The 21553-nt window shown below is 68.0% G+C and carries 20 protein-coding genes; 7 read left to right on the top strand and 13 right to left on the bottom strand.

Translation table 11 applies throughout. The annotated features are described in order from the left end of the window. Positions 1–24: 24 nt before the first annotated feature. Entirely contained in the window at positions 25–1017 is a 993-nt protein-coding gene (locus ACQP2E_RS00530) for an ADP-ribosylglycohydrolase family protein (RefSeq protein ID WP_433827935.1), read from the bottom strand. A 76-nt stretch (positions 1018–1093) separates the two neighbouring features. On the opposite strand from ACQP2E_RS00530, the gene ACQP2E_RS00525 reads away from it, so the two are divergent. Further along, positions 1094–2281 carry a hypothetical protein gene (locus ACQP2E_RS00525; protein ID WP_433827934.1) on the top strand — a complete coding sequence of 396 codons (1188 nt, stop codon included), beginning with the start codon at positions 1094–1096 and terminating at the stop codon, positions 2279–2281. Between the two features lie 28 nt (positions 2282–2309). After that, positions 2310–2612, top strand: coding sequence for a hypothetical protein (locus tag ACQP2E_RS00520; protein WP_433827933.1), 303 nt, complete (start codon positions 2310–2312; stop codon positions 2610–2612). 8 nt (positions 2613–2620) lie between these two features. Here the strand turns inward: ACQP2E_RS00520 and ACQP2E_RS00515 are convergent, their stop codons facing one another. Both ACQP2E_RS00515 and fbaA read right to left on the bottom strand, forming a co-directional pair. Then, positions 2621–3145: a hypothetical protein gene (locus ACQP2E_RS00515; protein ID WP_433827932.1), complete on the bottom strand. Its 525-nt coding sequence runs from the start codon at positions 3143–3145 to the stop codon at positions 2621–2623. Between the two features lie 104 nt (positions 3146–3249). Then, positions 3250–4275 carry a class II fructose-bisphosphate aldolase gene (gene fbaA, locus ACQP2E_RS00510; protein ID WP_433827931.1) on the bottom strand — a complete coding sequence of 342 codons (1026 nt, stop codon included), beginning with the start codon at positions 4273–4275 and terminating at the stop codon, positions 3250–3252. A 307-nt stretch (positions 4276–4582) separates the two neighbouring features. Between fbaA and ACQP2E_RS00505 the strand changes: the two genes are divergently transcribed. Beyond that, the gene (locus ACQP2E_RS00505; protein ID WP_433827930.1) at positions 4583–5731 is read left to right on the top strand and encodes a VTT domain-containing protein; all 1149 of its coding nucleotides are present in this window, start codon (positions 4583–4585) and stop codon (positions 5729–5731) included. An 87-nt stretch (positions 5732–5818) separates the two neighbouring features. Here the strand turns inward: ACQP2E_RS00505 and ACQP2E_RS00500 are convergent, their stop codons facing one another. The 6 genes from ACQP2E_RS00500 to clpB form a co-directional block, all read right to left on the bottom strand. Beyond that, positions 5819–6493, bottom strand: coding sequence for a class II aldolase/adducin family protein (locus ACQP2E_RS00500; protein ID WP_433827929.1), 675 nt, complete (start codon positions 6491–6493; stop codon positions 5819–5821). A 97-nt stretch (positions 6494–6590) separates the two neighbouring features. Next, positions 6591–6968 (bottom strand): ArsR/SmtB family transcription factor, encoded by a 378-nt coding sequence (locus tag ACQP2E_RS00495; RefSeq protein WP_092549981.1) that lies wholly within the window; start codon positions 6966–6968, stop codon positions 6591–6593. Positions 6969–7025: 57 nt separating this feature from the next. Continuing rightward, positions 7026–7430, bottom strand: a complete 405-nt coding sequence (locus ACQP2E_RS00490; RefSeq protein ID WP_146616850.1) for a hypothetical protein — start codon at positions 7428–7430, stop codon at positions 7026–7028. A gap of 392 nt (positions 7431–7822) precedes the next feature. After that, on the bottom strand, positions 7823–8713 hold the full coding sequence (locus ACQP2E_RS00485) for a hypothetical protein (RefSeq protein ID WP_433827928.1): 891 nt from the start codon (positions 8711–8713) through the stop codon (positions 7823–7825). Positions 8714–8985: 272 nt separating this feature from the next. Further along, a complete protein-coding gene (locus ACQP2E_RS00480) occupies positions 8986–10344 on the bottom strand; it encodes a hypothetical protein (RefSeq protein WP_433827927.1) in 1359 nt (452 codons plus the stop codon). Between the two features lie 562 nt (positions 10345–10906). Beyond that, positions 10907–13495 carry an ATP-dependent chaperone ClpB gene (gene clpB / locus ACQP2E_RS00475; RefSeq protein ID WP_433827926.1) on the bottom strand — a complete coding sequence of 863 codons (2589 nt, stop codon included), beginning with the start codon at positions 13493–13495 and terminating at the stop codon, positions 10907–10909. Positions 13496–13628: 133 nt separating this feature from the next. On the opposite strand from clpB, the gene ACQP2E_RS00470 reads away from it, so the two are divergent. From ACQP2E_RS00470 to ACQP2E_RS00455, 4 genes are all read left to right on the top strand, one after another. Further along, positions 13629–14840, top strand: coding sequence for a sugar efflux transporter (locus ACQP2E_RS00470; RefSeq protein WP_433827925.1), 1212 nt, complete (start codon positions 13629–13631; stop codon positions 14838–14840). A gap of 10 nt (positions 14841–14850) precedes the next feature. After that, positions 14851–15348 carry a cation:proton antiporter regulatory subunit gene (locus ACQP2E_RS00465; protein WP_433827924.1) on the top strand — a complete coding sequence of 166 codons (498 nt, stop codon included), beginning with the start codon at positions 14851–14853 and terminating at the stop codon, positions 15346–15348. Positions 15349–15413: 65 nt separating this feature from the next. Further along, positions 15414–16565 carry a cation:proton antiporter gene (locus ACQP2E_RS00460; RefSeq protein WP_433834276.1) on the top strand — a complete coding sequence of 384 codons (1152 nt, stop codon included), beginning with the start codon at positions 15414–15416 and terminating at the stop codon, positions 16563–16565. Positions 16566–16753: 188 nt separating this feature from the next. Beyond that, positions 16754–17200, top strand: coding sequence for a hypothetical protein (locus tag ACQP2E_RS00455; RefSeq protein ID WP_111650877.1), 447 nt, complete (start codon positions 16754–16756; stop codon positions 17198–17200). Between the two features lie 69 nt (positions 17201–17269). Here the strand turns inward: ACQP2E_RS00455 and ACQP2E_RS00450 are convergent, their stop codons facing one another. From ACQP2E_RS00450 to dnaK, 4 genes are all read right to left on the bottom strand, one after another. Further along, the gene (locus ACQP2E_RS00450; RefSeq protein ID WP_433827923.1) at positions 17270–17710 is read right to left on the bottom strand and encodes a heat shock protein transcriptional repressor HspR; all 441 of its coding nucleotides are present in this window, start codon (positions 17708–17710) and stop codon (positions 17270–17272) included. A 20-nt stretch (positions 17711–17730) separates the two neighbouring features. Then, complete coding sequence (dnaJ, locus tag ACQP2E_RS00445) at positions 17731–18948, bottom strand: molecular chaperone DnaJ (RefSeq protein WP_433827922.1); 1218 nt, start codon at positions 18946–18948, stop codon at positions 17731–17733. Positions 18949–19037: 89 nt separating this feature from the next. After that, complete coding sequence (gene grpE / locus ACQP2E_RS00440) at positions 19038–19655, bottom strand: nucleotide exchange factor GrpE (RefSeq protein ID WP_433827921.1); 618 nt, start codon at positions 19653–19655, stop codon at positions 19038–19040. Next, positions 19652–21514 (bottom strand): molecular chaperone DnaK, encoded by a 1863-nt coding sequence (gene dnaK, locus ACQP2E_RS00435; RefSeq protein ID WP_433827920.1) that lies wholly within the window; start codon positions 21512–21514, stop codon positions 19652–19654. The genes grpE and dnaK overlap by 4 nt, the downstream gene beginning before the upstream one ends. Positions 21515–21553 lie beyond the last annotated feature (39 nt).

The following is a 21553-nucleotide window of genomic DNA, read 5'->3' as shown; positions in this document are numbered from 1 at the left end:
GGGGTTAATTCCGCAACGCGCAGATCAGTCCCAGGCTTTTCCGAGGCGGAAGAGCCGGTCGGCGTACTCGATCTGGGTCTGCCACTCGGTCGGCCATGCACTCAGGCCGAGCGATGCGCCTGCGAATGCGCCTGCAAGGCAGGCGATGGAGTCGGAGTCGCCGGAGGAGGCCGCGCCGCGGCCGACGACCGCGACCGGGTCTTCGGGCGAGATCAGATAAACGTAGAGCGCGGTCGCGAGCGCCTCTTCGGCGATCCATCCGGCGCCGGTCGCGAGGCACGGGTCGCCGTCGTGCTTGCCGGCCGCGAGCGCTTCGCTGACCCGGTCCAGCGCGGCCGCGCACTCGTCCCATCCGCGTGCGATGAACTCTTCCGGTGAGGTCACGGTGGGTTGCTGCCACAGATCGCCAAGCCACTCGCCGTGATAGACCTCGCGCTGCCCAAGGCAGCGCTCCCTGAGCGCCTCAAGCAGGAGGTTCGGCGCGAGGCCGTCTTTCAGCCACAAGCATGCGTACGCCGTGAGCTCACTAGCCGCCAACCCAGTTGGATGACCGTGTGTGAGTGCCGCCTGAAGCTGAGCCGCACCGGAACGCTGATCGTCGGCGAGGCCGGGGATCAGTCCGAGCGGGGTGACCCGCATGTTCGCCCCGCAGCCTTTCGAGCCGGCCTGGGTGGCCTGGGTCCACGGCCGGCCGTCGGCGAGCGCGGCGCAAGCTCGCAGGCAGGTCATGCCGGGTGCGCGGTCGTTCTCCGGGCTGGCCGCCCACTCCAGGAACCGGCGTCGCAGCACCGGCTCGAACGTCTCCGGTGTGATCGTGCCGCGCAGTTCGAGCAGGGCTTCGCCGACCGCCAGTGCCATCTGGGTGTCGTCGGTGACCAGGGCCGGTTCGCCTTCCAGCCGGCGTGGGCCGTCCGGGCCGTAATGGGCGACGATCTGCGCGTACTCCTGGAATTCGGTGGGTTTGCCCAGTGAGTCCCCGTAGGCCAACCCGAAGAGCGATCCTGACGCAGCACGCATGTGACAACTCTAGGTAGCCCGTCAACAAGGTGGGGTTCCCGAACGTGTCTCGCGCGCCACGCGCAAGATGGACCACATGCCCGATCCGTTACAGCCTGTCCTCGGTGGCGACGAGCCGTTCGACGCGACCGAGTTCGAGGTCGAGTCCCGCGCCGAGCTGGACGCGCTCCTCGCCAAGCACACCCTCGCCGGCCTGGTCGTTCTCGGCCTTCGCCTGGACCGTGACCCGCCGGATTTGTCCGGTGTGGACGTGCACGACACGCTCTTCGTCGGTTGCGAGTTCAGTGGTCCGGACGTCGAGACCGACCTGATCCGGCGCGGTGCGCACGTGGTTCCGCCGCTGGACGGTCTGCCGTACGCCACCCACCCGGCCGTCCTCTACGCCCCTGAGGACCTCGCTGCGGGGTTCGGCGAGGCTGGGTTCGCTGGGATGTACGACACCGCCGTCTACGACCACTTCGTGGCGCACGGCGGCGCGGTGCCGGACATCCGGGAGGCCCTCGCGCAGCGGCTGCACGACGCCGGCATCGACAACGCGCTCGGCAAGGCGCTCGCCGCGTGGGCGAAGACGCACGGGCAGCAGGGCGCGGTCGGGATCATGGGCGGGCATGCGGCCCCGCGTGGATCGTCGGCGTACCGGATGGCCGCTTTGCTGGCTCAGCGTCTGGCCGCTCAGGGGCGGCTCATCGTCACCGGTGGCGGTCCCGGTGTGATGGAAGCGGCGAACCTCGGTGCGTACTTCGCGTCGCGTACCGAAGAAGATCTTTCCTCGGCGATCGACGCGCTTGCGGAGGCGCCGCACTTCCTCGACCACGAGCCCTACACCGCGGCGGCCCTTTCGGTACGCGCAACGTTCCCCTTGCCCGAGCTGGACCTTGCCGGCCGGCTACAACACGGCGGGCTGGCCCTGCCGACCTGGCTCTACGGGCACGAGCCGGCGAACCTGTTCGCCGGGCAGATCGGCAAGTACTTCTCGAACGCGGTACGCGAGGACTCGATCCTTCGTCTGGCCCGTGGTGGCATCGTCTTCGCGCCCGGCTGGGCCGGAACGGTCCAGGAGATCTTCCAGGCCGCGACGAAGACGTTCTACGCGACCGACGGGCCGTCCGGGGCGTATGTGTTCCTCGGGGTCGAGCACTGGACCGCGCTGCCGGTGGCCGAGCTGTTGCGGCCATTACTGGCCCGCTCACCGCACGGCGACCAGTCCGATCTGATCGTGGTCACCGACTCGCTGGACGAGGCGACAGCGGCGCTGCTCACGTGACGTGGCGGGCATGTCGCACACTGCATTCATGACGAGCTTCGTGGTTGTCTTCATCGCTTTGGTGGTGTTGGTGTTCTTCGTGGTCTCGGCCACTGCGGCGGTGCTCGTGTTCAAGGCCGCCCGCAAGGGTGGCGAGGTGCCGGCACGGCACGCGCGATCCCGGGGTGGGCGCAAATCGTCGTCGTGGGCACACAGCGGGTCGTCGGACTCCAGCAGTTCGTCCGACGCCGGCTGGAGTTCCTCGGACTCCGGCGGCGGCTGGGGTTCGTCAGATTCCGGCGGCGGCGGCGACAGCGGCGGTGGCGGTGGCGGTGGCGGTGGCGGCGACTGACGCGATGGTCAGGCGATGTGGACGCGTCGCCAGTGGATCGTTGGAGGCAGGTCGGTCTCCGGCACGTCGGTGATCCCGTTCTCGTCCATCGCGTTGTAGATCGCGAGGCGCGCGCCGTCGAAGAGGAATTCGACGGCGTGCAGCACGCGCGGCCGCCAGTCCGCCGATGTGGTGTGCTCGATGATGTTGACGGCCCTCAACTGGCGGCCCCGTGCCCTGCGCAGAGCGGCGTTCGGGTCGGCACGCCAGTCGAAGTGCTCGTACCAGTCGATCGGCCGGGCCATGTCGATCTGGTCCCAGGTGATCGCGCACTCGTCGAACTTACGATGAGTAATCTCGACATGACTCAAACCAAAGTCGAGAATGACCGGGCCGTCGGCGAACCAGCCCCGCTGCGCGACATCCCACATCAGCCAGCTTGATCGCAATTTCCGGCCGATGAGCCGCACAAACATATGTCTATGTGTCGCTGCGAGTGCCTCGGCATCGTGATGCCACTCGGGTTTCCAGCCTTCGATACCGAGCACGATCACCGCCTCGCCGATCTTGACGTTCGATCGTACCCCTGCCTCTCCGTAACCCCGCAAGACAACAACGGCCGGTACCCGCGTACGGGGACCGGCCGATGCCGATGGGATTACTTCGAGAGAGTGGTTCCGGACGAGCGAAGGTGCTCGCAAGCCTCGACGACACGCTTCGCCAGACCGTTCTCGGCCAGCTTGCCCCAGGCACGCGGGTCGTACGCCTTCTTGTTGCCGACCTCGCCGTCCACCTTCAGCACACCGTCGTAGTTGTGGAAGATGTGGTCCACGACCGGACGGGTGAACGCGTACTGGGTGTCGGTGTCGATGTTCATCTTGACCACACCGAAGTCCAAGGCGCCGTGGATCTCGGAGAGCAGCGAGCCCGAGCCACCGTGGAAGACCAGGTCGAGCGGCTTGTCCTTGCCGTACTTCGCGCCGATCGCGTCCTGGATCTCCTTGAGGATCTCCGGGCGCAGCTTGACGTTGCCCGGCTTGTAGACGCCGTGCACGTTGCCGAAGGTCAGCGCCGTCAGGTACCGGCCCTTCTCGCCCAGGCCCAGCGCGGCGGCGGTGGCCAGGCCGTCCTCGACGGTCGAGTACAGCTTGTCGTCGATCGCGGCGGAGACACCGTCCTCCTCGCCACCGACCACGCCGACCTCGATCTCCAGGATGATCTTCGCGGCGGCGGACGCCGCGAGCAGCTCCTCGGCGATCTGCAGGTTCTCGTCCAGCGGCACGGCCGAGCCGTCCCACATGTGCGACTGGATCAGCGGGGCCAGGCCCTTGTTGACGCGCTCCTGGGAGATCGCGATCAGCGGACGGACGTACTTGTCGAGCTTGTCCTTGGGGCAGTGGTCCGTGTGCAGCGCAATGTTGATCGGGTAGTTCTTGGCAACCTCGGTGGCGTACTCGGCCAGCGCGACCGCACCCGTGATCATGTTCTTGATCGTCGGGCCGGACGCGTACTCCGCGCCACCGGTGGAGATCTGCACGATGCCGTCGCTGCCGGCCTCAGCGAAGCCCTGCAGGGCCGCGTTGAGCGTCTGCGAGGACGTCACGTTGATCGCCGGGTAAGCGAACGCGCCAGCCTTGGCACGATCGATCATCTCGGCGTAGACCTCGGGGGAAGCGATAGGCATCGGGCGCTCCTTGCTCTTGGAACGGGAAGCAGAGGGCAGGACCGCGCTGTCCTCCAGCAGGCAGTATTCCGCAGTTGCGGTGCGTAGCGGAAATCACCCCGAAACTCGCCAGTAGAACCCGCACATCGGGCGCAAAAGACAAAAACTTTCAGGTCATGTCCGTACGCCTGGGACGGATCGTGACCAGTGTGTGCACGACCCTGATCTCCCAGCTCGCGCCGGGTTTGTGTGACTGCCCAGTTACCAAACGGTATCCACAGGATTCATACAGGTACGGGCCTTGAGCAGGCCGGTACCCTGGCTCCTCGTGGACATCCATGCGCTCACTGAGCAGCTCGCTCTGAACCCGATGGACCCGAAGGACCTGCTCTCGGCCTTCGGTGTGCCCGGCGTTCTGGCCATCCTCTTCGCGGAGACCGGCCTTCTCGTCGGCTTCTTCTTCCCGGGTGACTCCCTGCTGTTCCTAGCGGGCGTCGCGGCTTCCTCGGTCGCCGACTCGATCTTCGGCCCGGGCAGCAAGCTGTCCATCACCGCCCTGCTGATCGGCGCACCCGTCTTCGCCATCATCGGCGCGCAGCTCGGGCACTGGCTCGGCGCGAAATACGGCCGCCGGATGTTCGACAAGCCCGAGTCGAAGCTCTTCAAGAAGGAGTACGTCGAGAAGGCGGAGTACTACTTCGAGAAGTTCGGCCCGGCCAAGGCCGTAGTGCTGGCTCGCTTCATCCCGATCGTCCGGACGTTCCTCAACCCGGTCGCCGGCACGCTCGGCATGCCGGCTCGCCAGTTCTTCATCTGGAACGTGGTCGGCGCGATCCTCTGGACCGACGGCATCATCCTGATCGGTTACCTGCTGGCGCAGCAGATCTACGACGCCATCGGCGACAAGATCGACCACTACATCCTGCCGGTGGTCGTGCTGATCGTCCTGATCTCGGTGCTGCCGATCCTCATCGAGATCCTCCGCGAACGCCGGGCCAAGAAAAACGGCACGCCTCCGGGGCCGGCCGAGGCTCTCGGTGTGGTCGCCGCAGCAAGCGTCGCCGGCATCGCGGACGCCGCGCACGACGAAATCCACCCGCACCAGCAGCCGCAGACCCCGCAGCCGCCTTACGGCAGCGGTCAGACCTACGGTCAACCCCAACAGCAGGGGTACGCGCAACCGCAAGGCGGCGTCTACGGCCAGCCTCAGCCCCAGACCTACGGGCAGCCGGCCCAGCCCGCCCAGCCTCGGTACGACGAGCCGGCCGGACAGCGTTACGACGAGCCGACCCAGCAGCGCTACGACGAGCCGACCGGGCAGTACTTCGGTCAGCCGTACCCGCCGCCGCAGCAGCCCTCGCAGGGCCAGCCGCAGCAGGGCCAGCCGCAACAGGGCCAGCCGCAGCAGCAGGCCCGGCCGCCGCAGACGTTCGGCCAGCCGCAGCAGTACGACAACGACCAGAACTGGCCGCGCTGACCCGAACGGTCACGCACACGAAAAACGGCCCGGCTCCCCGCGAAGGGGGCCGGGCCGTTCCACGTTTCGCAGACCTTGACGGGTTACTCAGACCGTGACGGCGGTGGAGCCGTGCAGCCGATCCAGGAACTCTTCCGGACAGTCCCGGAGGTTCTCCAGCCGACCCGCGGCCAGCGCCCGGTAGGTCAGTGAGGCCGCTTCCTCAAGGTTGCGGGCCCGTTTGTGCGCCAGCTCCACGGAGTCACCGACCACGACACAGCCATGCTGACTGAGCACCAGACAATCGGTGCCGTCAGCGGCCATCGCCGCGGTCAGGGATGCCAGCTCCGTGGTGCCAGGCATCCGGAACGGCACGGTGACGACCCGGCGCAGATAGAACGCGTGGTCGGTCGTGCTTATCCGGATGTGCTCGCCGAGAGCGTCCAGCAGCAGAGCCGTCTGCGGGTGCAGATGGACCACGGCGTTGACGTCGGGGCGAGCACGGTAGAGCGCAAGGTGCAGAGCAAGTTCACTTGTCGGTTCGATCTGCGGCGGCGGAATCGTGCCGATCATCGCCGGCGCGCCGTCGGAGATCTGAACCGACGTAAAGGTGTTACGGCTAAGTCTGTCGAGCCAGGAGCCACTCGCGGTGACCCAAATGGCGTCCTCGTCGGGGATCCGGGCGGACAGGTTTCCGCCCGAACCACACACGAGGCCCGCTTGCACCACGTCGTAACCCACGTGCGCGAGCTGGTCACGCAGGTCTCCGGGGACGTAGTTCACCCGTTCCTCCTCAGGTTCGCCCAAGTGGACTTGGATGAAGTCCTCGGCCTGGCGTCACGCCCCCATGTTTCGGTGACGCCAGGCATTTCCCAACGAATCAGCGGGCCTTCTTCGTGGCCCGCTTCCGCGGCGGGGTGAGCAGGTCCGCAATGGTCGCGATTGCGGACGGCACCAGGCGGTAGTACGCCCAGACACCGCGCTTCTCGCGCTCCAGCAGACCAGCCTCGGTCAGAATCCGCAGGTGGTGACTCACGGTCGGCTGCGAGAGACCCAGAGGGGCCGTAAGGTCGCAGACGCACGCTTCGCCATCCGTCGCGGACTGGATGAGGCTCAGCAGCCGCAGCCGGGCCGGGTCGGCGAGCGCCTTCAGCACTCCCGCCAGGCGCTCGGCGTCAGCGCGTTCAATCGGCTCGCCAGCAAGCGGCGAGATCTGAGGCATAGTCATTTCCGCCAACGCAGTTCCCACGATCTCCATCCTTCCACCAACTGCATCGATTCTCCTGCATGTGAGCAGGAACGAACCGGCTAACTTTCAGGCCGTAAGGCCGACATCGATCGCCGGGACGGCCGACCGGTCACATTGGCCGGCAACGCGCACCGTCCACTGGTTCCGATCGCCCTTAACCGCGACGACGACTTCGGTCTCTGCCTCCTGCAACGCCTCAGCCGCCATCTGGTCGCTACCCATCCGTGTCGAGCTCTCGATCCCCGTCTCCGGAGTGAGGCGGGCCACATTGCCAATTCGTCGATTGTTTCGAGTCACCGATCTCGGACGATGACCCGGCACAGAACGCATCGAGACCATCACGCGGCACTGCGCGATCATTTGGCCGCCACTCTCCGAACCCAACAGCTCACGACCCGATGAAAGCACGGCGCCACGCTGCGCGACGGCTAATTCAGTGATGAATTTACCCAGGTCGTGCCGTGCTTCCATGACATCGAGCGTACTGGCTGGATGGAAACCGGAATCTTTCGCCCCGCCGGGGCGGAACGGAACTATTGACCCAGGGCTAAACCAACCTCTGTAAAGAAGGTTTACCGATCCTTCATCGGCCCTCAGCCTTTCCCCAGACCATAGATGCAGCTCAAAGCAGGTAACGTCGCCACGGTACCCCCGCGCACCTCAGGATCACCTGGTGGATGCGCTGTGAGACTGCTGTGAGCGCCTGAATCACGATTGTCCGTCCAGGCGAAAACACTCACCGGTCGGCCGATCTCCATCTATCCGGACAGCCGATCGGGTGACGCCCGCAGAAACGCACCGTACCCGTTCGAGTGACCCACAGTCGTCGATACGGGACCGGTTTGTGTTTGTTACCGGTGAGTTCAGTCGGAAGGTCGCGACCAGTACTCGTCTTCGGGCCGAGGAGTCGGCTTCTGCGCCGGAGGGCGAACGAAGTTCTGATCTGCTTCGGACGAACTTTGATCCGATTGCGGGTATTGATCCGTCGATTGTGGTGCCGCCCACGGAGAAGTTGTGACGGCAGGATCACTCGGTGGGTATACGGGCGGGTTCCCGTACCCGAATCCACCCGGCGGCGTCCCGCCGCCGGGATTCACTCCTGGGGTGCCGGGCGCAGCAGTCGGGTATCCGCCAGACGGACCCGGACCCCAGTAAGGATTCGCCGGCGCCGGAGCACCCCAAGCCACGCCGCCGGCCTGAGCGCCAGCCGGAATTCCCCAGCCCGGGTTGCCCGCCGCCGGGCCGCCTCCCTCACCCGCGGCGGCGCCCGCGCCCCCGAAGAACGCGCGAGGCGCGAGCAGGAGCAGAAAAGCCACCAGGATGTACGCGATGACCTGAGCGACCGCGACAGCGGCGTTCAGACCGATCCAGCCGCCCGGATAGGCGTCGTTGAGTGCCGCGCCGAGCGAACCCGGCACCGCATCACCGGACTGCTGCCCGCCGATCGCCGCGACCGCTCCGCAGCCGCCGATCACACCGAGCACGCAGACGCCCAGCGTGATCCACCGGGCCAACCGGCTGCCACGGCGCAGGCCGACACCGAGCACCGTGAAGAGCGCGACGATCAGCAGCGCCACCACCGCGCCGATGGCCGAGCCGAGCCAGATGACGGCGACGTAGTTGTCGGCCACCTCGGAACCGGAGGTCGCGTCCCGGAACCGGCCGACCGTGCCCGGCGTCACCGCCACCATCCCGACCGCATAGGCAAAACCGGCCACGGCCATGGTCCAGAGCAGAGCGACAGCAGTCGTCACAGCGGCCGGGCGGACACTCGCTCGCGGCACATCCGGCAATGGCGAGCCCGGTGACCACGAGCCCGGCGATGGCGAGCCCGCCGATGGCGCACCCGGCGATGGCGCACCCGAGGACGGCTCGGCAACGGGCGGCTGGGCGGCATATGACATCGATGGGCTCCCGCAGTGGTTCGGCTGGCCAAAACCTACCGCCTGCGGCTTCGGAAAGTGGCCGGACCGGCCCGCCAGCAAAGGCGAACCGGTCCGGGTCGAGCATCAGGCCAGGTCGAACGTCACGCCGGATCGGCGGGCGGCCGCGGAGGCTGCGAAGGCTGGTCGCCACCGGGCCGATCAGCCGGCGGCGGGTCAGCAGGCGCAGAGGCCGGGTCAGCAGGCGCAGAGGCCGGGTCAGCAGGCGCGGAAATCGGGTCGGCCGACGGCGGCTGATCACCGAAGGGGAACTCGGGCGGCGACGCCCACGGGTCGCTCGGCGGCAGACTCGCGGGCGGAGCACCGGGACCGGGCTGCGGCACCGATCCAGGCGCGCCGGTTCCGGCCTGTCCGGGGTACGCAGGAAGCCCGGGCGCAGGCTGACCAGGCTGCCCGTACTGCTCCGGCGCCCCGAAGTGACTCTGCTCTCCGGAAGAGGGCAGGCCCGAAGAGGGCTGCTCAGGAGCCGGATATCCGGTCTCAGGCTGCCCCGCCGGAGGCCCGGACGAAGGCGGGCCAAAGGCAGGCGGCCCGTAACCCGGCGGGCCATAGGACGGCGGCCCATAACCGGGCGCACCCGGAGGCGGCCCATACCCAGGAGCGCCGGGCGGCGGCCCGTAACCAGGAGCACCACCCGGAGGCGGTCCATAACCAGGGGCACCACCCGGAGGCGGTCCGTAGCCAGGCGTTCCAGGAGGCGGTCCGTAAGACGGCCCCGGATATCCACCGGCCGGGCTCCCCGGCGACCCGGGATAAGGCTGACCGTAAGCCGGCTGCCCGCCCGGCGGCGGATAGCTCCCAGGAGGCGGATAACCACCCGGCTGCGGATAACCAGGCGGCGGGTATCCGTACCCCGGATAGCCCGCGACCGCCTTGCGGAAGTACGCGTTCGACGCCGGCACCGCCAGCAGGATGATCACGGCGATCAGCGAGAGGACGGTGAGCAGGGTCAAAGCCCAGAGGACGGGCTCGTACCAATCCGGCAGGGAGACCGAGAGCTGCGCGTCGACCTGGCTGTCGCTGAGCCCCCCGCTCCCCTCGCCCGTGGTGACCGCGTTGCCGGTCACGTCGGTCAGGCCGAGCGCGTTGCAGCACAGGCCGAGGCTGGCGAAGACCCAGGTGGTGATCCGGGAGCCGTTCGATCCTCGGCTGTTGAAGATCGACAGCACGGCCAGACCGATCGCGATCACCCCGTACGCCAGCGCGACGATCACGATGGCGACGGTCGCAATGCTTTCGGCCTCACTCGCCAACTCGGTTCCCGCGGCCGTCTGCCGAGCGGCGTCCCGCACGCCCCCGATGGTCAGCAGTGACACGAATGCGGTCAGAAGCTGGAGGAACGCCACTCCGTAGAGCAGGTAGGACGACGTGGTGACGACACCGGGGCGCGGCGGACGGGCGGCCGGCGCCGGATTTGGGGTGGGATATATGGGAACGGTCACACTGCCCTCCTCTAGATCCATTTACGGTATCGGTCGCAGGCCATATACCGCGACCGCACCTCACGGTCCGCAACCGTGTGGAAGCATCGGGCAACGATGGTCCTAGAACTCGTGAACGGTCGCTCTTTCGGGGGGCGGCACTGTTCGACACTCCCGCCTAGACTTCGATGCCGTGGCGTCCAGCTGGCAGCAGAGACCTCCAGCGGACCGCCCTGCCTCCGGCACGAGTCGCCCGCCCCGCGCATTAATCTCCGGGGCCGAGGCAGACCGGCTGGCGGCGCCCTTCCCATTAGGCCGGCCGCGTGACCACACCGCGGCTGCCCCTGAGCTGACAAGGACCGGTGAGTCCCATGCCACACGCCGACACTCTGACCGTCGTTCACCATGACGACACTCGAACAAGGTTCAAAGATGTGCGATACCAGTTGCACCGCGACGGCATACGCATCTGGTCCGCTGATGGCGATCATGACATCACGGACATCCTGATGACTCACGCCTACCGGCAACGGGAGGTGGCGAACTAGGAAAAGGGCCCCGGGGAAAACCCCGGGGCCCTTTTTCACACACCGCGCCGGACCGAGAGACCGTCCTTGGCGTCGCTGAGCGAGACCACCACGACGTCACCGTCCCGGATCTCACCGCCGAGCAGCGCCTTGGCGAGCAGGTCACCAATCGTGGACTGGACCAGGCGCCGCAGCGGACGGGCGCCGTAGATCGGGTCGTACCCGTGCTCGCCCAGCCAGTCCACCGCCTCGGGCGCCACCTGGAGGTCGAGCCGGCGCTCGGCGAGACGGTCGCGCAGCCGGGCCAGCTGGATGTCGACGATCGCGATCAAGTCCTGCTTGGTGAGGGCGTGGAAGACCACGATGTCGTCGAGCCGGTTCAGGAACTCCGGCTTGAAGTGGCCCCGGACCGCGGCGAGCACCTCGTCGCGACGCTCCTCGTCACCCATCGTGAAGTCGGCGTTCGCCGAGCCGAGGTTCGACGTCAGCACCAGGATCGCGTTACGGAAGTCGACGGTGCGGCCCTGCCCGTCGGTGAGCCGGCCGTCGTCGAGCACCTGGAGCAGCAGGTCGAAGACGTCCGGGTGAGCTTTCTCCACCTCGTCCAGCAGCACCACGCTGTACGGCCGGCGGCGCACCGCCTCGGTCAGCTGGCCGCCTTCCTCGTACCCGACATATCCCGGCGGCGCACCGACCAGCCTGGCCACCGAGTGCTTCTCGCCGTACTCGCTCATGTCGATGCGTACCATGGCTCGCTCGTCGTCGAAGAGGAAGCCGGCCAGGGCTTTCACCAGCTCGGTCTTGCCGACACCGGTGGGGCCGAGGAAGAGGAAGCTGCCGGTGGGCCGGTCCGGGTCGGCGATGCCGGCCCGGGAACGCCGGACCGCGCTCGCGACCGCGGCCACGGCTTCGCGCTGACCGATCACCTTGTCCAGGAGCGACTCCTCCATCCGGAGCAGCTTGGCGGTCTCACCCTCCAGCATCCGGCCGGCCGGGATCCCGGTCCACGCGGAGACGACCTCGGCGATGTCGTCGGCGCCGACCTCCTCCTTGACCATCAGCGGCTCGGCGCGCTCGTCCTCAGCCTCGGACGCCTCCCGGATGCCCTTCTCCAGGGCCGGAATGATCTCGTAGAGCAGCCGGGACGCCTCCAGCAACTCGCCGTCGCGCTGCGCGCGCTCCTGGGCGGCCCGTGCCTCGTCGAGGCGTTTCTTCAGCTCACCCACCCGGTTCAGCCCGCCGCGCTCGCGTTCCCAGCGGGCAGTGAGCGCGGTGAGGTCTTCCTCGCGGTCGGCGAGGTCGCGGTCCAGCCGCTCCAGCCGGGCCACCGACGCGGGGTCGGTCTCCTTGCTGAGCGCGAGTTTCTCCACCCGCATCCGGTCGACCTGGCGCTGGAGCTGGTCGAGCTCGACCGGCTGGGAGTCGATCTCCATGCGGAGCCGGGAGGCCGCCTCGTCGATCAGGTCGATCGCCTTGTCCGGCAGGAACCGGTCGCTGATGTACCGATCGGAGAGGCTGGCGGCCGCGACCAGCGCGGCATCGGTGATCTGCACCCGGTGGTGCGCCTCGTAACGGCCCTTGAGCCCGCGCAGGATGCCGATGGTGTCCTCGACCGTCGGCTCGCCGACGACGACCGGCTGGAAGCGGCGCTCCAGAGCCGGGTCCTTCTCGATGTGCTCGCGGTACTCATCCAGGGTGGTGGCGCCGACCATGCGCAGCTCACCGCGGGCGAGCATCGGCTTGAGCATGTTGCCGGCGTCCATCGAGCCCTCGCCCTTGCCGGCGCCGACGACCGTGTGCAGCTCGTCGAGGAACGTGACGACCTGCCCGTTCGACCCGCGGATCTCTTCGAGGACGCTCTTCAGCCGCTCCTCGAACTGGCCGCGGTACTGCGCGCCGGCGACCATCGCGCCGAGGTCGAGCGAGACCAGTTTCTTGTCGCGCAGGCTTTCCGGCACGTCGCCGGCCACGATCCGCTGGGCCAGGCCCTCGACGATCGCGGTCTTGCCGACGCCGGGCTCACCGATCAGCACCGGGTTGTTCTTGGTACGCCGGGAGAGCACCTGCACCACCCGGCGGATCTCGGTGTCCCGGCCGATGACGGGGTCGATCTTGCCGTCCCGGGCCAGTGCGGTCAGGTCGACGCTGTATTTCTCCAGCGACTTGTACGTCTGCTCGGGGTCGGCGTTGGTGACCCGCCGCTCGCCGCCACGGACCTGCGGAAACGCCGCGACGAGGGCTTCCTCGGTGGCGCCGGCGCTCTGCAGGGTGTGCCCGACCGCCCCGCCGACCCGGGCCAGGCCGGCCAGCAGGTGCTCGGTCGACACGTACTCGTCGCCGAGCGGCTTGGCGATCAGATCGGCCGATCCGATCGCGTTCACGAATTCGCGGGAGAGGCTGGGCTCCGCGGTGCTGGCCCCCCGCGCGGAGGGCAGCTGCTCGATCGCGCGGGCGGCCGCCCGGCGTACGTCAGCGGGGTTCGCCCCGACCGCCCTCAGCAGCGCGGTCGCGGTCGAGCCGCCGGTGTCGAGCAACGACAGCAGCATGTGCCACGGCTCGACCGTGGCGTGCCCGCGGCTGCCGGCGTCGGCGACCGCGGTGGTGATGACTTCGCGGCTCTTGGTGGTCAAGCGTTCGGTGTTCATGTGCTCCCCTGATCGGATCCCAACCAAGTGCGGACTTGAGCGTATGCCACTCAACTTTAGCGCGCACCTCATAGCCGTGACGGCCACCACCGGTGAGGGGCGACAACAGGAAAGAACCCGTAACGTACGAGCTGTGTCGCTGCCCTCCGTAACGCGACGGCTCCTCCCGCTCGGCCTCGTCTTCCTTACCACCGGCATCGCCACCGCGGTGGTCGGGCCCTTCCTCGGGCTCTTCCTCAGCACAGCGGTCGACGCCAGTCCGGTCCAGGTCACCGTATTCCTGGTGGTCTCGTCGGTCTCCGGTGTCGTGATGTCCTGGGCGATCGGCCGGATCTCCGATCGCCGCCCGATGCGCCGCATGCTCCTGATCACCGCGGGGCTGGCCGGCTGCGTCGGTTGTGCCCTCACCGCCTACGTGCGCGATTACTGGGTGCTGCTCGCGCTCACCGCGACGGCGACAGCGATTGCCGGGTCACTCTTCCCACAATCCTTTGCGTACGCACGACAGGTGCTCCAACGCGACGATCCGGCCCGTGCGGCGATGGGAATCAGCACCCTGCGCACCGTCTTCTCGGTCGCCTGGGTCGGTGGGCCGTCGCTGGCCGCGTTCCTGGTGGAGGCCGGCGGCTTCGAGTACGTCTACGGCGCCGCATCGATCACGTACCTGGTCGCCGCGCTGGTCGCGGTCCGCTGGCTGCCCGAGGTCGAGGCGCCGGCCGCGTCGCACGGCGATGAGCAGGTGTCCGGCAAGGTGCCGCGCGTGCTCTACCCGATCCTGGCCGGCTTCACCCTGCTGCAGACCTCAATGGTCCTCGGCGTGCAGGCGCTGCCGCTGTTCATCGATGCGGAGCTGGGCGGCTCGATCGGCGACGCCGGCCTGCTCCTCGGGCTCTGTGCCGGGCTGGAGATCCCGCTGATGCTCGGCTTCGGCTGGCTCTCCACCCGGGTGCCGATCCGCCTGATCGTCATCGGCGGCGCCGTCTGCGCGGTGATCTACCAGGTCCTGATGTCCACGGCCGGCTCGGTCGCGATGCTCGCCGTCGCGCAGATCCCGAACGCCCTGTTCATCGCGGCGACCTCCGGACTGGGCATCTCCTACGTGCAGGACTTCATGCCCCGCTTCCCGGGCCGGGCCACCACCATGTTCACCAACACGTTCCCGCTCGGGAGCATTCTGGCCGCCCCGCTCTTCGGTCTCGCTCAGGAGAACGGCTTCCGGCTGGCGTACGTGCTGAACCTGGTCCTGGTCGCACTCGGCCTGGTCCTGCTGGCGGTCTTCCGGTCAGGTGGCAACACGGACACGCCGGTCCTGTTTCGGGATAGCAACGGGCTGGTTGCGGGTTAACGTTGGCATCGTGCGCGTACGGGTGGAACAGACTCCTCTGCCGGGAATCGGCGTCCGCCATGACCTGGTGACGTCCTCCGGCCGCACGGTCGGAGTCGTCTCCCACCGCAACGGCCGCCGCGACCTGGTGCTGTACGACGTGGACGACCCCGACGCGAGCCTCGCCTCGATACCGCTGACCGACGACGAGGCGGAGGCCCTGGCCGACGTCCTTGGCGCTTCGCTGATGCTGGGTCAGCTGGCCGGCCTGCGACAGCAGGCGGCCGGCCTGCTCACCGAGCAGATCGCCCTCCCCGCCGGTTCGGTGTTCGTGGGCAAGCGATTGGGCGACACCCGCGCTCGCAGCCGCACCGGCGCCTCGATCGTCGCTGTTCTGCGAGACCGGGAGGTGATCGCCTCTCCCGAGCCGTCGTTCCGGTTCGAGTCGAACGACGTGGTCGTGGCGGTGGGCACCCGGCAGGGCCTGGACGGCGTGACCGCCATCCTGGCCGGCGACGACGACGGCTGAACCCCGTGCAACACGACACGACGATCCTGCTCATCGAGATCGGCGCGCTTCTGTTCGGCCTCGGCATGCTGGGGCGCATCGGACGGCGGTTCGGCCTCTCCCCGATTCCGCTGTACCTGCTGGCCGGCCTGGCCTTCGGCAGCGGCGGGATCGTGCCGCTCTCGGCAAGCGAGGAGTTCATCGGCATCGGGGCCCAGATCGGGGTGGTGCTGCTGCTGGTCATGCTCGGCCTGGAGTACTCCGCCGACGAGCTGGTGGACAACCTGCGCGCCGCCGCTCCGGCCGGCCTGATCGACATGCTGCTGAACGCGCTGCCCGGCGCCGCGTTCGCACTGCTGCTCGGCTGGGGCTGGCAGGCCGCCCTGGTGCTGGCCGGCATCACCTGGGTCTCCTCGTCCGGCGTGATCGCCAAGGTGCTCGGCGACCTGGGCCGGGTCGGCAACCGCGAGACGCCGGTGATCCTCTCGGTGCTGGTGATCGAGGACCTGGCGATGGCGTTCTACCTGCCGATCGCCACCGCGGTGCTGGCCGGCAGCGGCCTGATCCCGGGCCTGACCACCCTCGGCGTCGCGGTCGTCACCGTGGTGGCGGTGCTGGTCGTGGCGATCCGGTACGGCGGCGAGATCAGCCGTTTCATCTCGGTGAAAGATCCGGAGGCGTTGCTGCTCAGCGTCCTCGGCCTCACCCTGTTCATCGCCGGGGTGGCCGGCGAGCTGAAGGTCTCCGAGGCGGTCGGCGCGTTCCTGGTCGGAATCGCGCTCTCCGGTCCGGTCGCGCACCACGCCACCGAGATGCTGTCGCCGCTGCGCGACTTGTTCGCCGCCGTCTTCTTCGTCTTCTTCGGCCTCTCGACCGACCCGGCCGACATGCCCGCGGTGCTGCTCCCGGCGCTCGGGCTGGCCGTGCTGACCATGCTGACGAAAGTGCTGACCGGTTACCTCGCGGCCAAGCGGGCCGGGATCGCGCTGCCCGGCCGGCTCCGGTCCGGTCTCGCGCTGATGCCGCGAGGCGAGTTCTCCGTCGTCATCGCCGGCCTGGCAGTGGCGTACGGCGTGGACGCCCGGCTCGCCCCGCTCGCCACGGCGTACGTGTTGATCACCGTGGTCACCGGGCCGATGCTGGCGCGGCTTCCGGACTACCAGTGGTTCAAGAACCTTGTCCGGAAACGAATGGCAGCTCAGGCGGCGAAGGCAAATCCGCTCCCCGCCCCGGAGTGACAGTCGTCTCCACAGAGAACGCCCAAAGTTACTGTCCAGTATCTGAATGTGAAGCCTTGACACTTCCGCTGAAACACTCGGCACGCTACCGTCTCCGAGCGACGACTCTGAGTATTGGGACGTTCGACACCAGTGACCGGCGGAGTGACATCGGTCGCATGCTGTGAACGGTTGAGTTAGGCGGCGGCGTGAGCGTGCGTGAAGCATCTTTTCTCGGTTTCGGGAATCCGGTAGATCCCCGTCCGGACGAGCTTCAGGCGTGGGCGTACCACCCTGAGTCCGTCCCTTTGAGCACCATGCCACGTGACTGGGATCTGCTGATCTCCGGTGACGTGCTCGGCCCGACCCTGTTCGAGCTGGCCATGGACAGGCAGTGCCCGGCGCGGCGATTCGCACAGCACTGCATGTACATCTACGGCGCGGACGGTGTGCGGCAGAACGCGAGCGGGCAGCGTAAGCGCCGGTTGAAGAAGTTCGTGGAGCGCGCCGAGGAGGTCGGCGACGAGCCGATGCAGATCTGGGCGCACAACTGCCGGGTTCTGCTGACCCGGCCGGAGCTCTTCGATCACCACGACTGGATGGAGGGTGGCCTGGTCCGCCACCCGCGTCGACTGGGTCTCTTCAACCGAAGGTAATCACTTATTAACTACTAGTAGTAAACGGCGGCCCTGAATCAGGGCCGCCGTTTCACTTCGTCCGGTCACTTACTTGTCGGGGGAGCGGCGAGGCCGCCACACCACCAGCGCCGTCGAGTGGGTCTCCTGGCGAACCAGATCCCGGCCGGCGTACGGGCTGCTCATCGCTTCCAGCTGGGCGATCCGCTGGTACGCGGCCTCCAGCTGTTGCGCCAGCTCGGCCACCTCGTGCTGGAGGTCGCCGACGAGCTGCTCGAGCCCGATGATCCGCTTGATCCCGGCCAGGTTGACGCCGTCGTCCTGGCTGAGTCGCTGCACCTCGCGGAGCAGCGCGACGTCCCGCTCGCTGTACCGCCGGCCGCCTCCGCCCGCCCGGCCCGGTTGCACCAGGCCGAGGCGGTCGTACTGCCGGAGCGTCTGCGGGTGCATCCCGGCCAGCCGTGCGGCGACCGAGATGATCAAAACCTTCGCTTCGGAGGCTTCCGTTGAGATATGGATCTCTTCATACATGTGCCACCTCCCGTGAGGTCCTAACCAGCTCGGCGCATGCGGGCGTCGAGCCGCTCCCGCCCCGGAGGCGGGGTGAGCTTCGCGAATTTCTCCAGCGCGTCCCGGGCCTCGCCGGTGATGTCCGACGGGATCTGCACGTCGACGGTGACGATCAGATCGCCGGCCTGGCCCTCCTTGCGGACCACACCTTTGCCTCTGGCCCGGAGCTTGCGGCCGCTCGGCGTACCCGGTGGGACCCGGAGGGTGACCGGGCCGTCCAGAGTGGGCACCTTCAGGTCCGTGCCGAGCACCGCTTCCGCCATGCTGATCGGCACCGCCAGCGTCAGGTCGTCGCCACTGCGGCCGAACAGCTCGTCCGGCCTGACCTTGACCTGCACGTACAGATCGCCGGCCGTGCCGCCGCGGTCACCCGGCTCACCCCGGCCACTCAGCCGGATCCGCTGGGTGTCGGCAACGCCGGCCGGAAAGCGCACGTTGATCGTCCGGGTCTTGGTGACCCCGCCGGTGCCCCGGCACTCCGGGCACTTCTCGTCCACGACGCTGCCCGAGCCCTGACAGTCACGGCACGGCTCGGAGAAGCTGAACGAGCCCTGATTGCTGGAGATCATGCCGGAGCCCTGGCATTTCGGGCAGGCACGCGGCGTGGTCCCGGGCTTGGCCCCGGAGCCACGGCACGTGTCACAGGCGCCCGGGGTGCGCAGGGTCAGCGGCAGCGTGGTGCCGCGAACCGCCTGGACGAAGTCCAGCGTCACCTCGGTCTCGACGTCGCGCCCGCGCTGCGGCCCACGCCGGGCAGCAGCCGGGCCGGCACCGGCACCGGGTCCGGCACCACCGGAGAAGATCGAACTGAAGATGTCCGAGAAGCCGGTGCCACCGAATCGGCGGTCGGCTCCGGCACCCGCGCCGGCGCCGGCGGCCCCGCTGAACCCGCCGAACAGGTCGGAGGGGTCGAACTGGGTCCCGTTGCCGGAACGCGCGGCACCCCGCCGGAACGCGCCCGAGCCGAACAGGGAGCGCATCTCGTCGTACTCTTTGCGCTTCTTGTCGTCGGAGAGCACGTCGTAGGCCTCGGAAGTCGCCTTGAACTTCTCCTCGGCCGCCTTGTTGTCCGGATTACGGTCCGGGTGAAGGTCGCGGGCCAGCTTCCGGTACGCCTTCTTGATCTCGTCGGTTGAGGCGGACTTGTTCACGCCGAGCACGGCGTAGAAGTCTTTCTCGAGCCAGTCCTTCGAGCTCATTCAGTCCACCTCCTTCGGCTTGACTGCGGTGTCCCGCCCGCCGGCGAACCGGCGGGCGGGACACGAGACCAGTTTCACTCCAGCCCAGCTCACTCAGGATCGGCGACGGCGACCATCGCCGGGCGGAGCAGCCGCTCGCCCAGGTTGTAGCCGCGACGCATCACCTCGACACAGGTCGGCTCCGTGACGTCCGGGGACGTCTGGTGCGCGACCGCCTCGTGCAGGTTCGGGTCGAAGGCGTCGCCTTTCTCGCCGAACGCGACCAGACCGAGTTTGCCGGTCACCGCGGTGAGCTGCTCAGCCACCGAGGCGAACGGTCCGACCAGGTCGCCGTGCTCGCGCGCCCGGTCGATGTCGTCCAGAACCGGGAGCAGCGCGGTGAGCACCGATCCCGTGGTCTGTTCGGCCGCCGCGCCGCGGTCACGGTCGACCCGCTTGCGGTAGTTGGCGTACTCCGCGGTGACCCGCTGCAGGTCGTGCGTCCGCTCGTCGAGCTCGCTGCGCAGCGTTGCCAGCTCGATGCCGATCGCGGTGATGGCGTCGTCAGACACCGGAGTCTCGTCCTCCTCCTCGGGGGCGCGATGAGCGCCACCCGACTGAGCCACCGGTTCCTCGGCGGGGGTCTCCTCGGCTGACGAATCGATCTCGCCCTGGATGACTTCCCGCTCGGTCACCGGACCGTCGTTGTCGTCGTCCTTGGCCGTCACTTCTTGTCGTCCTCCACGATCTCGGCGTCCACGACGTCGTCGCCGCCGTTACCGGTGGAGGGGCCGGCGCCGGTGGCGCCACCCGGAGCGCCGGCACCGGCGTCCGGACCGGCCTGCGGGGCGTCACCCTGCGAGTACAGCAGTGAACCGGCCTCCTGGGAGACCTGGGACAGCCGCTCGTGAGCCGACTTGATCTTCTCGATGTCGGTGCCGCCAAGGGCGCCACGCAGCTCACCGAGAGCCTCGCCGATCTTGTTCTTGCTGTCCTCGGGGAGCTTGTCGCCGCTCTCCGCCAGGAACTTCTCGGTCTGCCACTGCAGCTGCTCGGCCAGGTTGCGGGTCTCCGCGTCCTCGCGACGCTTCTTGTCGTCGTCCGCGTGGTCCTGTGCGTCGCGCATCATGCGCTCGATGTCGTCCTTCGGCAGCGCGGAGCCACCGGTGATCGTCATCTTCTGCTCCTTGCCCGTGCCCAGGTCCTTGGCGGACACGTGCACGATGCCGTTTGCGTCGATGTCGAAGGAGACCTCGATCTGCGGGACGCCACGCGGGGCCGGCGCGATGCCGCTGAGCTCGAAGGTGCCGAGCTTCTTGTTGTACGCCGCCATCTCGCGCTCGCCCTGGTAGACCTGGATCAGCACCGAGGGCTGGTTGTCGTCAGCCGTGGTGTAGACCTCGGAGCGGTGCGCCGGGATGGTGGTGTTGCGCTCCACCAGCTTGTGCATGATGCCGCCCTTGGTCTCGATGCCAAGCGACAGCGGGGTCACGTCGAGGAGCAGAACGTCCTTGACCTCACCCTTGAGCACACCGGCCTGCAGGGCGGCGCCGACGGCGACGACCTCGTCCGGGTTCACGCCCTTGTTCGGCTCGCGGCCGATCAGGCTGTTCACCAGCTCGGTGACGGCCGGCATTCGCGTCGAGCCACCGACCAGGATGACGTGGTCGATGTCGGAGAGCTTGACGTCGGCGTCCTTGATCGCGGACTCGAACGGGCCCTTGCAGCGGTCCAGCAGGTCCTGCGTCATGCGCTGGAACTCGGCGCGGCTCAGGGACGTGTCGAGGTGCAGCGGGCCGTTCGCCCCGGCCGTGATGTACGGCAGGTTGATGCTGGTGGTGCTGGCGGCGGAGAGCTCGATCTTCGCTTTCTCCGCGGCCTCACGCAGACGCTGCAGGGCCATCTTGTCCTGGGAGAGGTCGATGCCGTGCTCACCGCGGAACGTCTTGACCAGGTGGTCGATGATCCGCTGGTCCCAGTCGTCGCCGCCCAGGTGGTTGTCACCAGAGGTCGACTTGACCTCGATGACGCCGTCGCCCAGCTCGAGCAGCGAAACGTCGAAGGTGCCGCCGCCGAGGTCGAAGACCAGGACGGTCTGCTCCTTGGAGCCCTTGTCCAGTCCGTACGCCAGGGCCGCCGCGGTCGGCTCGTTCACGATCCGCAGGACGTTCAGTCCGGCGATCTCACCGGCTTCCTTGGTGGCCTGGCGCTGGGCGTCGTTGAAGTACGCCGGAACCGTGATGACAGCGTCCGCGATCTGCTCGCCCAGGTAGGCCTCGGCGTCACGCTTGAGCTTCATCAGCACCCGCGCGGAGATCTCCTGCGGGGTGTACTTCTTACCGTCGATGTCGATCGACCAGTTGGTGCCGACCTCACGCTTCACCGAGCGGATGGTCCGGTCGGGGTTCGTCACCGCCTGACGCTTGGCTACCTCGCCCACGAGAACCTCGCCGTTGCGGGCGAAGGCGACGATCGACGGAGTCGTCCGAGAGCCCTCCGCGTTGGCGATGACGGTGGGCTCGCCTCCTTCCAGAACGCTGACGCAGGAGTTCGTGGTGCCGAGGTCGATGCCGACCGCACGTGCCATGGTTGTGCCTCGCTTCTTACCGCTGGTTCGTACAGGGTT

The organism is Actinoplanes sp. CA-015351, from assembly GCF_050955685.1.
In the GTDB taxonomy this organism is placed as follows: domain Bacteria; phylum Actinomycetota; class Actinomycetes; order Mycobacteriales; family Micromonosporaceae; genus Actinoplanes.
This window is presented reverse-complemented; position numbering and strand designations above follow the sequence as displayed.